Annotated in this window: 11 protein-coding genes; 6 read left to right on the top strand and 5 right to left on the bottom strand. The window is 44.1% G+C overall.

Features of this window, described 5'->3' with window-relative positions; all coding sequences use genetic code 11:
- Positions 1 to 762: 762 nt before the first annotated feature.
- The 3 genes from NHN17_RS24165 (at position 763) to NHN17_RS24155 (ending at position 7,282) form a co-directional block, all read left to right on the top strand.
- Positions 763 to 2,451, top strand: coding sequence for an NAD-dependent malic enzyme (locus NHN17_RS24165; protein ID WP_255045221.1), 1,689 nt, complete (start codon positions 763 to 765; stop codon positions 2,449 to 2,451).
- A gap of 1,072 nt (positions 2,452 to 3,523) precedes the next feature.
- A complete protein-coding gene (locus NHN17_RS24160; RefSeq protein WP_255045220.1) occupies positions 3,524 to 5,011 on the top strand; it encodes an alanine/glycine:cation symporter family protein in 1,488 nt (495 codons plus the stop codon).
- Between the two features lie 285 nt (positions 5,012 to 5,296).
- Positions 5,297 to 7,282 (top strand): bifunctional metallophosphatase/5'-nucleotidase, encoded by a 1,986-nt coding sequence (locus tag NHN17_RS24155; RefSeq protein ID WP_255045219.1) that lies wholly within the window; start codon positions 5,297 to 5,299, stop codon positions 7,280 to 7,282.
- A 140-nt stretch (positions 7,283 to 7,422) separates the two neighbouring features.
- Here the strand turns inward: NHN17_RS24155 and NHN17_RS24150 are convergent, their stop codons facing one another.
- Positions 7,423 to 8,358, bottom strand: a complete 936-nt coding sequence (locus NHN17_RS24150) for a LysR family transcriptional regulator (protein ID WP_255045218.1) — start codon at positions 8,356 to 8,358, stop codon at positions 7,423 to 7,425.
- 122 nt (positions 8,359 to 8,480) lie between these two features.
- Here NHN17_RS24150 and NHN17_RS24145 point away from each other — a divergent pair, with 122 nt between their 5' ends.
- Positions 8,481 to 9,509 carry a radical SAM protein gene (locus tag NHN17_RS24145; protein WP_255045217.1) on the top strand — a complete coding sequence of 343 codons (1,029 nt, stop codon included), beginning with the start codon at positions 8,481 to 8,483 and terminating at the stop codon, positions 9,507 to 9,509.
- Positions 9,510 to 9,598: 89 nt separating this feature from the next.
- On the top strand, positions 9,599 to 9,874 hold the full coding sequence (locus NHN17_RS24140; RefSeq protein WP_255045216.1) for a hypothetical protein: 276 nt from the start codon (positions 9,599 to 9,601) through the stop codon (positions 9,872 to 9,874).
- A gap of 7 nt (positions 9,875 to 9,881) precedes the next feature.
- Here the strand turns inward: NHN17_RS24140 and NHN17_RS24135 are convergent, their stop codons facing one another.
- Complete coding sequence (locus NHN17_RS24135; RefSeq protein WP_255045215.1) at positions 9,882 to 10,712, bottom strand: DMT family transporter; 831 nt, start codon at positions 10,710 to 10,712, stop codon at positions 9,882 to 9,884.
- A gap of 293 nt (positions 10,713 to 11,005) precedes the next feature.
- On the opposite strand from NHN17_RS24135, the gene NHN17_RS24130 reads away from it, so the two are divergent.
- On the top strand, positions 11,006 to 11,212 hold the full coding sequence (locus tag NHN17_RS24130) for a hypothetical protein (protein ID WP_255045214.1): 207 nt from the start codon (positions 11,006 to 11,008) through the stop codon (positions 11,210 to 11,212).
- Positions 11,213 to 11,325: 113 nt separating this feature from the next.
- Here the strand turns inward: NHN17_RS24130 and NHN17_RS24125 are convergent, their stop codons facing one another.
- The 3 genes from NHN17_RS24125 to NHN17_RS24115 all read right to left on the bottom strand — a co-directional run bounded on the left by NHN17_RS24125 (position 11,326) and on the right by NHN17_RS24115 (position 12,391).
- Positions 11,326 to 11,763 (bottom strand): hypothetical protein, encoded by a 438-nt coding sequence (locus tag NHN17_RS24125; protein WP_255045213.1) that lies wholly within the window; start codon positions 11,761 to 11,763, stop codon positions 11,326 to 11,328.
- Positions 11,760 to 12,140, bottom strand: coding sequence for a hypothetical protein (locus tag NHN17_RS24120; protein WP_255045212.1), 381 nt, complete (start codon positions 12,138 to 12,140; stop codon positions 11,760 to 11,762). Before NHN17_RS24120 ends, NHN17_RS24125 begins: the two co-directional genes overlap by 4 nt.
- A 65-nt stretch (positions 12,141 to 12,205) precedes the next feature.
- Positions 12,206 to 12,391, bottom strand: a complete 186-nt coding sequence (locus NHN17_RS24115) for a hypothetical protein (RefSeq protein WP_255045210.1) — start codon at positions 12,389 to 12,391, stop codon at positions 12,206 to 12,208.
- Positions 12,392 to 12,456: the final 65 nt, after the last annotated feature.

Genomic DNA, 12,456 nt, shown 5'->3' with positions numbered 1-12,456 from the left:
TGGACAACGTATCACCATTTCCAGGAGGCGGTCATGGAGTTATCAAAATGTAGCACTATTAGGATCAGCTATTTAGTCTCCAATAGTGTAAGTTTGATAGTAGAGGCATGTATTCAACATCATGGGTTCATCTTTATATCGCAACGTATAGGAAACTTGTTTGTACAAAAGAAGCTACTTAAACATGTTCTGCATACATACGCGCCAAAGTTGAACCTTTCATGGATTGTACATCCTCCCCGGCAGTACTTATCTACCACAGGCAATGAATTTCTGAATTTTGTGCTAGAAAGGATTGATCGCCTCAAATATAGAGACTCCGACGCCTTAAATGTTCTACGTGTTCCTTTCAACCCATTACTCGATGACACTTAACACACCAATAACACATAAAACCAACACCCACAAAACACAGGACAGCACAAAGAATAACAAAACAAACACAGCAATAACCGCACTTGCTATATTTATCAACGGCATCGCTCCCGGGGAATTTCCCCGTCTTTTTGACACGCAGACACAACACTACAAAACAAACTACTCACACAAAACACCTAAAACCATAATAAATTTAACCATGAGTCAAACAAATTCATTTTCCGTGTTAATGACCGTTAAAAACCCCGCCAAAACTTGATCTAGACCTCGAAATTTCTTCGCTTTCCCTTTGAATAATCAGCAAGGTAGATCTACGATTAGCGCCTAAATGGAAAATCACACGATAGCCCATTTTTTAACTACCAACGAAACAGAGTCTATTGCATGAATAACGATAAACGCCCTCTCTATATCCCTTACGCAGGCCCTGCGTTACTTGAAACTCCTCTGCTAAACAAAGGTAGTGCATTCTCTGTCGAAGAGCGCATGTTCTTCAACCTGGAAGGTTTGCTTCCAGAAGCTATCGAGACCATTGAAGAACAAACTGAGCGTGCTTATCAGCAGTTTTTGAAATTCGAAAACGACATGGATAAGCACATCTACTTGCGCAACATCCAAGATACTAACGAAACCCTATTCTATCGTTTGGTTGAAAACCACATTACCGAGATGATGCCTATCATCTATACCCCTACTGTGGGGGCGGCGTGTGAAGATTTCTCAAATATCTACCGTCGTGGCCGTGGTCTTTTCATCTCTTACCCTAACCGTGACCGCATTGAAGACATGCTAAACAATGCATCACGTCACAACGTAAAAGTTATTGTTGTAACTGACGGTGAACGTATTCTTGGTTTGGGCGACCAAGGTATCGGTGGTATGGGTATTCCAATCGGTAAATTGTCGCTGTACACCGCATGTGGCGGTATCAGCCCGGCATATACCTTACCTGTTGTTCTTGATGTTGGTACGAACAACCCTCAGCGTCTGTCTGATCCTATGTACATGGGGTGGCGTCATCCACGTATCTCTGGTCAGGAATACGACAACTTTGTTGATGAATTCATCCAAGCGGTTAAACAACGTTGGCCTGATGCTCTAATTCAGTTCGAAGATTTCGCACAGAAAAACGCAATGCCTCTTCTTGAGCGCTATAAAGATAAAGTGTGCTGTTTCAACGATGATATTCAAGGTACCGCGGCAGTCACCGTGGGTTCACTATTAGCAGCGTGTAAAGCTGCAGGCAGCAAACTGTCTGAGCAACGTATCACTTTCCTAGGTGCTGGCTCTGCAGGTTGTGGTATCGCTGAAGCAATTATTGCCCAGATGGTGTCAGAGGGTATTTCTGATCAACAGGCACGCAGCCAAGTATTCATGGTTGACCGTTGGGGTCTGCTTGTTGATGACATGCCAAACCTGATTAACTTCCAACAGAAACTGGTTCAGTCACGCAAGTCTATCAACGAATGGGATACAGAAGATAACAATATCTCCCTTCTTGATGTCATGCGCAATGCCAAACCAACAATTTTGATCGGTGTATCTGGCGTACCGGGCCTATTCAGTGAAGAAGTAATCCGTGAAATGCACGCACACTGCGAGCGCCCGATCATCTTCCCACTGTCTAATCCAACCAGCCGTGTGGAAGCAACACCAGCTGATATCATCCGCTGGACAGACGGTAAAGCACTGGTTGCAACCGGCTCTCCGTTCGAACCTGTTGTTCACAACGGCAAGATATACCCAATTGCTCAGTGTAATAACAGCTATATCTTCCCTGGTATTGGCTTAGGTGTTTTGGCTGTTGGCGCACGTCGTGTAACAGATGAAATGCTAATGGAAAGCAGCCGCGCATTGGCTGAATGCTCTCCACTTGGCATCAAAGGTGAAGGCGCACTGCTTCCTCCGCTAGAAGATATCCAAGATGTTTCCCGTTACATTGCTTTTGCTGTCGCCAAAAAAGCGGTAGAGCAGCGTAAAGCACCGAAGAATACTGATGAGCGTATTAAAGAAAAGATCAACGATAACTTCTGGGAATCAGAATACCGTCGTTACAAGCGTACTTCTTTCTAATATACCGGCTCATATGTAACGTACTAAATAAGAAGACCCGCCACTTGGCGGGTCTTCCTTTCAAGGCTGGCCATGGTTTCAGTTAAACTCTCGTGCTTCCGTGTACAATCTTTCGAGAATTTGCAAACTTACCTTCCAGCAATATTTTCAAATTTAGTGTTTCCTCTAAAAAACTCATCAAGTTGGTACTCAATATATAAGAGTGCACTTACTATATTCAGGTGACTTGGCTATTACCCAGTCGCTATCTGTATTCTTAAATGAGGTATTGGAAACAGTATGCAGAATCTGCCGATTTGCTCTCAATGTGGCCAAGATGAAGAATTTCTGGTTTCTGAAACTGGGGCTTATATATGTATTTGTGGTCACCGATTCGAGTTGATAACACTCGATAGTCATAACGATAAAATCAAGTGCTCTACCTACCGAAAAGCTCGCCATGCGGCTTATCATGAATCACATCAGCAAGACTCTCTCAACAAACCGCTTCATTAAGCCATCCCGCTCTAGATGGTTTGACAGGTTAAAACCGCTTCTAATAAGCGGTTTTTAATTAACTAAATAATGAAAAAATATTCATCACTCCATTCAATACCCTTTACAGTCATTCTCAAATGTTAATAATAATTGAAATCCACTCAACACTTCATGGTTAAATATTCTGTTTAAAATGGTTAATGCAGAGTAAAAAGTAAAAATTCCATCAATTATACACCGTCCATTAAGCATCAGTAAGAAAGCCAGGCGCAGCAACATAAGTAATTGATAATAAATAATATATTTTACAGCATAAAACACTGCAAATATGTTTTGCATACTTTCCATTCTAAATGTGTGATATTGATCACACTGATTTAGGCGAATTTCGTGCTAACTTACGGCCCCGTCTAAAGATGAAACACCTGATTCTATGTTTCACAATTGTAACTTCAACAAGTTACACATAGCTGGGTTCGACCAGCAAATAACAAATATAAATTCAGAATCATATTCATGAATTGTCATGTAAATGGACGTTTCAATTTGCTCAACCAATTACTAATTGGTTGAGTGTCATATACAGGAAATTAGTATGAGTGTTACAAACGAAACTTGGTTGACTTCGCTGAACGATGGTTTGGAAACTGTCATTGGCGCAATTAACGGTGTACTTTGGGGCCAACTTCTTGTTTACCTACTGGTAGCAGTCGGTATTTACTTCACTTTACGCCTCGGCTTTATCCAAATTCGCCAATTCCGCCATTCTATTGATGTCCTAAAAAGCGGTAAAGATGTTGATAACGGTATCAGCTCTTACCAGGTGTTCTGTACATCAATGGCAGCCCGTGTAGGTACAGGTAACATGGCAGGTGTTGCAGTTGCACTGACTGTTGGTGGCCCTGGTGCTATCTTTTGGATGTGGGTGATTGCACTATTCGGTATGTCTACTGCTTTTATCGAATCAACACTGGCGCAGATCTACAAAACCAAAGATGTTGATGGTCAATACCGTGGTGGTCCAGCCTACTACATGGAAAAAGGCCTAGGCATGCGTTGGATGGGTTCACTATTCTCTGTGTTCCTAATCATTGCATTTGGCCTAGTGTTCAACGCTGTACAGGCAAACACAATTACAGACGCACTAAGCCACTCTTTTGGCTTTGACGAAACCATTATGGGTGTTGTGATTGTTGCGTGCTCTGCGTTCTTCATCATGGGCGGCCTTCGTAAGATTGCAGTAGCGTCTGCGAAGATTGTTCCAGTCATGGCAATCGGCTACCTTGCTATCGCAATGGTCATCGTAATCATGAACATCACAGAGCTGCCTGCAGTGCTTGCGCTTATTGTTAAGAGTGCATTTGGTTGGCAGGAAGCAGCAGCAGGTGGTGTTGCTTATACGATTGCTCAAGCAATGCAAAGTGGTATCGCACGTGGTCTCTTCTCTAACGAAGCGGGTATGGGTTCTGCAGCTAACGTTGCAGCAAGTGCAACGCCTAACCCGAACCACCCTGCATCACAGGGTTTTGTTCAGATGCTAGGTGTATTTGTTGATACTATCGTTATCTGTTCAGCGTCTGCCGCTATGATCATGCTAAGTGGCGTGATGGATCAGCCAAACGCAGCAACAGGTATCAGCCTACTTCAGCAAGCGCTAACAAGCGAACTAGGTGGCTGGACAACATACTTCATGGCTGCAGCGATTCTACTGTTCTGTTTCTCGTCTATCATTGCGAACTACAGCTACGCTGAAACCAACGTAATGTTCCTGAACGGTAACACTAAGAAAGGCCTATTTGCCTTCCGTCTATGTGTACTTGTGATGGTAATGTTTGGCTCTGTAGCATCACTTCCAGTTGTTTGGAACCTAGCTGATGCATCTATGGGTATGATGGCGCTAATCAACATTATTGCTCTAGTAATGCTATCTAAGCTGGCTATCAAGGTTATCAAAGACTACGAGACACAGCTTAAAGCCGGTAAAACACCTGAGTTCGACCGTTCTAAGTTCCCAGAACTAGACGACCTAGACGGTGCATGGCACCCAGAAGGTACTGAGCCAGTAGCCGCTACCAGCAAGTAATCTTTTTAAGATGACAAACTAAGAGCCAGCGTTTCAATACGCTGGCTCTTTTCTTTTATGTGGACAATATAAAAATACTGGCTTACGTCAAAATCAGCCTCACTTTGCCAGCTAATTTGGGATACATGAGCCATCAAAGCAAACGATCAACACAATCGTTTGCTTTATATTTACAGCTTGAAGTTTTATGTCACTATTTTGTAATTGCCCCTCCAATTCATCTCGTATATAGTGCGCAAGCCTTGATTAAATAAGGCTTTTCACTATCTATAAATAGGTTATCAAATGAAGTTTACTAAGCCTCTCATTGCGCTTTCTGTCACAGCAGCGCTGGCTGGTTGTGCTCAGCCCACTTTAGAGAATAACGACTCTTTTACCCTGACCGTCGCGCACATCAACGACACGCATTCCAACTTCGATCCTGTTAAGTCCAGCTTCTGGGCAAGAAACAAGCTGGTTTATAACGAGTTTGGTGGTTTCCCTCGTTTGCAAACCATGGCAGACGAATACAAAAAAGCAGCTGAAGACAATAACCAAAGCTTCCTTTTTCTTCACGGTGGTGACGCATGGCAAGGCAGCGCTTACTTCAAACTGAATGAAGGCGCAATGAATGCGGAACTACTTAGCCGCTTGGGCATTGATGCCATGGCTCTGGGTAACCACGAGTTTGACCTTAATAACGCAAAACTTAACCAGTTCATCGGTGACATCAACTTCCCTGTTCTTGCCGCGAACATCGACACCAGCCAAGATGCAGACCTGAAAGGCCAAACCAACCTCAAACCTTATGTTGTTTACGCTTTCGACGGCAACCAAAAAACAGAAATCACTGACCTAGACAACCTTCCTGAAGGCAAAGATATCGTTGCTGTATTCGGTATCGCGCTAGACGACATGCCAAACATCGCGCCTAATACTGGTGATGTAATTTTCCACGACATGGTGGCGTCTTCTCAAGCCACCGTTGATATGTTCCAAGCCAAAGGCATCAACAACATTATCGCTCTAACCCACATCGGTAATGCGGTTGATGTAGAAGTTGCTTCTAAAGTTAACGGTATCGACCTGATCGTTGGTGGTCACTCGCACACCCTTTTGGGTGATTTCACCAACCTTGGGCACGATAACGGCGGCGAATACGCCCAAATGGTTCAGAATCCGAATGGTCAAGGCCAAACCTGTGTTGTCCAAGCAGGTGAATACTCACAAGCTATCGGCCAGCTAGACGTTACTTTTGATGCCAACGGCCAAGTAAGCAACTGTGCTGGCTTAAACGTATTGCTAACTAACGAAGAATACTTCCACTCGCCACTGCGTGAAGCAGGCAGCGAATTCAATGCTGACGAAACGGCCTCTGTGGTTAACTTCATTGAAGGTGAAAACAACATCACCATTACTGAAGAAGAAGCAGTAATGCGCCAGATCATCGACACCAAGTACAAGCCGGCTGTTGATGAAGCCTACGGTAAAGTGATTGCCCAGGTACCTGCAGAAATCAACCACGAGCGTCGCCCTGGTGACGGTGGTACCGATGTTCACGGCTCTGACGTTGCTCCTATTCTGGCTGCTGGCCAGTACTACTGGGCTAACTCTCCAGAAGTCGTTGCCGTAACCGGCATGAAAGTCGACTTCTCATTGATCGGTGCTGGCGGTATTCGTACCAACATTGAAGCGGGTGAGTATCGTGAAGGTAACATTTCACTAGAGCTATTACCGTTCTCTAATTTCATGTCTGTTGTACCTGTACAAGGTAAGTACATAAAAGAACTGATTGACAGCACTGTTTCTGCCACCCTACCAGAAGGCTCTCACGCAGGTAAATTCCCATACGGTGGTCACATCCGTTACCAATACACTGAAACCACGCCTTACCAAAACGGTAAGCTGGACTACGTTGAAGTAATGACTGGCACTGCCGATGCACCAACATGGACACCAATCGAAGATAACAAGACTTACAATGTTGCCGTTAACAACTATAACGCAACCGGTAACGATGGCTGGACACCGTTATTTACAGCTCAGCAGAAGTCTTCAGACCGTGTTGACCTCGCATATGTCGATGGCAAACTAACAGGCTTTAAAGTGAAGAACATCGTAGAATCTGAAGGCCGTTTCAAGGTCAACTACGAAGGCGAAGCCCCTAACTGTAAGGCTGATAACTTCCGTTGTAACACCGATGCACAAGCGGTGATCGATTACATCGCAGAGAACATGCCGACGCTTAAGCCGCTAGACTACAACGTTGTAACGCTTAACCGCGCGAACTAATTTTACTCACTGAGTAATCATAAACAAAAAGTGGACGGCATTAGCCATCCACTTTTTTTAAGTAATGCCGGATACCAACTCCATAACGGTATCGAAGAAATATGCCCGCCTTGCTCAATACAAGCAGGCTGTACCGCGAATTACTTGAATACGCTCTTGTCTAAAACCTTAGTATCGACCAACTGTGACAGTACATTATGTGTTTGCTCTCTGAGGAAATCACGTAATAATCTTACTGTAGGAGTGATAGATTGGCGACTCGGACATACCAACCACAGCTCGGTTGGGGTCGGTCTATACTCTGGCATCACATTGACCACTCGCCCATTAAGCAAATCATCTGCCATATCCAGGCATGATTTAATGGCGATTCCCTTCCCTGACACACACCAACGCCTAACTAAATCGCCATCATTAGATGAACGATTACCTTTAAGCCTTAACTTATGAATTTCATCGCCATGATTAAAACGCCACTCATCTTGCACAATGTCCCGTAGTTGATAGAAAAGCCCATTATGTGTTTTAAGCTCATCCAGCGTGTTAGGCGCACCGTGTGCTTCCAAGTAAATGGTTGAAGCGCACATCAAGCGCGGTATATTACAAATTTTGAAGCCATACATACTGGCATCGGTCGGTGAGCCATAACGAAGTGCCATGTCGACAGAATCTCGGTAAAAGTCGATATTACTGTCACTAATATTGCTTCGCAGAGCAACATTAGGATAATTAGCAAGAAACTCATCTAACCAAGGCGTAACAACATTTCTTCCCAAATCGGACGATAACGCAATCCTTATCTCACCATCGATCACATCAAGGTCATCACGCACGTTTTGCTTTGCGCTATCTAACATCTGCAATGCTTGTTCACATTGGGGCAAATAGCGCTCACCGGCAGGTGACACCCTAAGCTGCCTCGTTGTACGCACAAACAACTCCACACCAAGGGAAGCCTCTACCCGCTTGACTGCTGCGCTTGCCGTTGCCACACGCATATCCAAGCTAGTTGCTGCTGCGGTAATACTGCGAAACTCCGCAACTTTTAACACCACCTCGAGATCTTGAATGAGCATTGTTGCCAGCCTTATATTCAAATAATATTTGATAAATTATCAATTATGATAGCGTTTTTAACTAGGGTAACAAGGTTTATGATCCACCAATAAGAATATTCATGACCTCCCGGATGATAACGATGCAACAGATCCAGTTCCAACAAGGGCCAATCCGCCCACCATCAGAAGCCGATAGCCTGCTGATCAGAACCACTCAAGGGTGCCCTTGGAATAAGTGCCACTTTTGCACATTATTTGAAGGCATGGCATTTTCTATTCGCCCCGTTGAAGATATCAAACGCGATATTTGGGCTGCCAAAGCCTTTTACAAAGGGCGTCAATTTGAAAGCTGTTTTCTCCAAGATGGTGACTCGTTCGCAATGGATACCAAGGATCTGCTTGATGTATTACAAACGTTGAAACAAGCTTTTCCTGGGTTAAAGCAGGTCAGCTCCTATGGCCGCGCCCAAACCATGACTAAGAAGTCCCCTGCAGAAATGAAAGCCATCTGTGACGCTGGGCTTAATATGCTCTATTGCGGAATGGAATCAGGGTCGATAGAGGTGTTGAAGAAAATGAAGAAAGGCATCACACCTAAGTCTATCTTGAAATCAGCGGAGTATGCCAAACAAGCGGGTATGAAGATGATGACATTCATCATCCTTGGCCTTGGTGGCAAAGAGTTTTCTGACCAACATGTGAATGAAACGGCGACTTTGCTCAACCAAATTGATCCCGAGGAAATCCGCATTCTTTCGCTGGCAGTCAAGCCCGGTACAGAGCTCGATGCAATGGTAAAAAACGGTAGTTTCACTCCCCTGACCGAAATTGAAATGGTTATGGAGCAAAAGAAGCTAATCAGCCTTTTGGAAAACGTTCATGGTAATTATGGCAACTACCACTCGATCAACTTGCTTATGGAGCTAAATGGTCGCTTGCCTGAAGATAAGCCTCAGTTTCTTTCGACAATCGATCGCTTTTTGGCATTCGAACCAGAGCAACAGCAAAATTTCATTCTCGGCCGCAGAGTTAACTATTACAGTCGACTGGATGATATAAACAACCAGCTTTACTTTGATACGGTACAAAGAGAATTAGCAAGAATAGAACAATCTGGTACTGCGAATATTGACGATATCTTTTATCAACTGCGCCAACGTATGATTTAAAGTCACTAGAGGCTATTTCAAGCCTCTAGCCTCACCCTTGTATGCACGCTACACTAGGCGCACATCTCAGCGCAATAACAGATTCAATCATGAACAAACCCACTTCCCTTTGGCAACGCTTTAAATCCGCGGCCATTGATGTGCTCGATTTCAAATCCCGCGTGTGGGTTGTCAATATCCGTAGTAGTACGTTGCAAGACGAGTCTTTCGTGGTCAGTGAAGACAACTTCAAGCAGCCGTTACAATGGATGAAAAGCAAGCAGTTCGATGATGGCATGCTAAGTCACGTCGAGAAAATGAAAGTATCACAAGTACTGGTATTTAATCTTGAAGGAATCAGATATCGCTTACTGCGTGTAAAATAGAGCAAGGCTACTTTCTTGCCGTAAACACCAGTGCAATGCCTCCCAAAATGAGCAGTGTAGAGATCCCGGTTGATACCGTGATCGCTTCACTCAACACTAACCACCCTCCAAGGCTTGCCAGGGCCGGTACCGAAAGCTGAACGACGGACGCCCTCAATATAGACAACTTGGGTAACACCGCATACCAGATTGCATAACCTATCCCAGAAGCGACCGATCCGGAAAGTACAGCCAGCAAAATACCACGCGCGGTCATGCTTTCTATTTCCATTGAGATTGAGAAAATCCCCCCCATTAGCACTGCCAGCATTGATGCTAACAAGAAGCTGATAGACATGGTGAGAATGGCCGGGCGTTCACTTGAGCGTTTACCTAAAATGGTAAAAGCAGCCCAACTTATACCCGCTATCGCCATCAGTGCTGCAGCGAATAAATCAGGCCTAGTCGCATTAGGGATCAGTAAATAGCCAAACCCAATCAGAGAAACACCTAACCCACTCCACTCCATAAGGTGCATTTTATTGCCACTGAAAATATGAAAGCCAATCATGCTAAATTGAACTGAAGCAAAGAGGATCAAGGCTCCGGTTCCGGTTGCAATCTTTACGTAAGAAAATGAAAATGCCGCCGCATAGCCAAACAGCATCACCGCACCGACAATGTCTGATTTCTTCCAGTTAGTTGGAGAATAGGACGCCCTTGAGTGCATAGCTAAAGTTAAAACCGCCAGCGTAAACGCGCCAGACACTAACCGGACCAGGGTGAATCCCCCGGCATCAATCGAACCTTCAGCCAACGCCAATCGGCATAATATCGAATTACCGGCAAATGCCAGCATAGCGCTTATCACGAAGAACGTATTTATTACTGGTGAGCTTGACTGTGAACCACTGTTCAATGACGAGTTTTGCAATGAAGAATGCCTATTAATAATTTAAAGGGTTGTTCCCTTCATGATGAGCCGAAGAGACAAAAAATGCTAGCCGATAAAACTAGCCATCACTCCCTCGCAACATCAAAGGTCAATATCGACCCAAAACAGGTTGATAAGGTATTGCTTTTATGTGAGGTGTTTGGCACTATCAAAATGATTTAGCACGGATTATTATCGGTAAAAGCAAAGGAATGTGCATGAAGCTTTTAAATTGTAATATATTAATTGATGGTGATCGTTTTTTTACTTTTAGTGATGTTGAAGAAACACTTGAATTTCTAGATCTGCGTCTAGAAAAACAAGAGGTAATTAGTGCAAAGCTAGAAATAATTGCAGATAAAGGTCAGCGTGTTTTTTGGTTCAATTCTAAAGAAGCCTTACTTGACTCTCTAATGAGTTGCTAAATACTGTAATAAAGCTGACATAATAAGCCAGCTTTATTTCGTTGTAACGACAGTTAGGATAACAAGCAGAATACAGCGGAAATATATGAAGGCTCGACCTCACCCCCACCTTGTTAAGATGTTGAATCTTCATTTCCCGATTGCTTTATTTGTCGGTTAAATTCACGGTCTGCTAATTCCTGTTCATCATATAAGTCTTCTAGCACCACCTGATCCATTGCCATCACATCAAACAGCTGCTCTTTACAATAATCTTCAGTCCAGCCTTGTCTTATCTCATTATCGACTGCAATTTTGTTTACGTGCTCTGCAGCAAAGTGGGCGTAATGTTCAAACAGCTCTTCATCGGTACCGTTAGCAACCCAAGACAGTTTTTTAAACCACATTGCAGATTGCTCTTCGCTGATATGATCATTGACCTTACACACTGACATCGCTATTAATGACTCATCATAATCACTGTAATGTGGAAGCGTATTATGGACATGCGCTCCGCAGGCCAGTGCCAAACCAGAAAACAACATTGATAAAACTACGATACACTTTTTCATATTGATTTCTCCTGCTGCGGTAACGTACACATTTGTTCAACATGGCCTTTGTGTTCAGCATCTTTGATTAATTGCTCCCCCATAGACATGCCTTCCAAATACATCTCACTGTCTTCGCTAAAGCTAAATTCCTCACCCAGTATCTCGACCGAGAGCCCTTCTATCGTCTCTCTCATCACCAGTGACGTTTTCTGGAGATATTCAGTGGGCATAGTGCCAAGATCCACACAATATTTATTCACCGTCTCGACTGCCGCAGCGGCCATTACCGCGTTATCACGGCTAAACAAGGTATCATGGTCATGCTGAGCGGCGTGAATAGTCGCAGAACTAAATGAGGCCACAGCCGCCAACAGGATTAATAATGCGTTTTTCATCTTAATACTCCTACCTTTCAATTAAATTTGGTGAGGGCACTCACTGAGTGCCCAATATTCAGCGGTTATTGTGTCGTTTCACCCTCACGGGTATCTCGATACGGGTCTGCTGAAGCCTTTTGGTGCACAGAGCGAGGCTCAAGGCCATGTGCTTCACGCATCTCATCCACCATTCTCTGCTTCTCTCCCATGCCTTTCTTCATGCTCTCTGGAAGCGCTTCTGTCGGAACAATCAAATCGTAAGCGTTCACCAGTAGGTACTTGATTTAGGGGTTACAAGCTAAATACGTTTGGATAAGGCTGGCGAGCAGTAACA

Origin of the sequence: Photobacterium pectinilyticum (assembly GCF_024357955.1) — a bacterium.
Classification (GTDB): Bacteria; Pseudomonadota; Gammaproteobacteria; order Enterobacterales; family Vibrionaceae; genus Photobacterium; species Photobacterium pectinilyticum.
Note: the sequence above shows the minus strand (reverse complement) of the source record. Positions and strands in the feature narration are given on the sequence as shown.

Excerpts from the sequence above, each read along its gene's own strand:
- NHN17_RS24125 (WP_255045213.1), bottom strand. The coding sequence starts at position 11,763 with ATGAAAAAGTGTATCGTAGTTTTATCAATGTTGTTTTCTGGTTTGGCA.
- NHN17_RS24165 (WP_255045221.1), top strand. The coding sequence starts at position 763 with ATGAATAACGATAAACGCCCTCTCTATATCCCTTACGCAGGCCCTGCG.
- NHN17_RS24150 (WP_255045218.1), bottom strand. The coding sequence starts at position 8,358 with ATGCTCATTCAAGATCTCGAGGTGGTGTTAAAAGTTGCGGAGTTTCGC.
- NHN17_RS24140 (WP_255045216.1), top strand. The coding sequence starts at position 9,599 with ATGAACAAACCCACTTCCCTTTGGCAACGCTTTAAATCCGCGGCCATT.
- NHN17_RS24130 (WP_255045214.1), top strand. The coding sequence starts at position 11,006 with ATGAAGCTTTTAAATTGTAATATATTAATTGATGGTGATCGTTTTTTT.
- NHN17_RS24135 (WP_255045215.1), bottom strand. The coding sequence starts at position 10,712 with ATGCTGGCATTTGCCGGTAATTCGATATTATGCCGATTGGCGTTGGCT.
- NHN17_RS24120 (WP_255045212.1), bottom strand. The coding sequence starts at position 12,140 with ATGAAAAACGCATTATTAATCCTGTTGGCGGCTGTGGCCTCATTTAGT.
- NHN17_RS24145 (WP_255045217.1), top strand. The coding sequence starts at position 8,481 with ATGCAACAGATCCAGTTCCAACAAGGGCCAATCCGCCCACCATCAGAA.
- NHN17_RS24155 (WP_255045219.1), top strand. The coding sequence starts at position 5,297 with ATGAAGTTTACTAAGCCTCTCATTGCGCTTTCTGTCACAGCAGCGCTG.
- NHN17_RS24160 (WP_255045220.1), top strand. The coding sequence starts at position 3,524 with ATGAGTGTTACAAACGAAACTTGGTTGACTTCGCTGAACGATGGTTTG.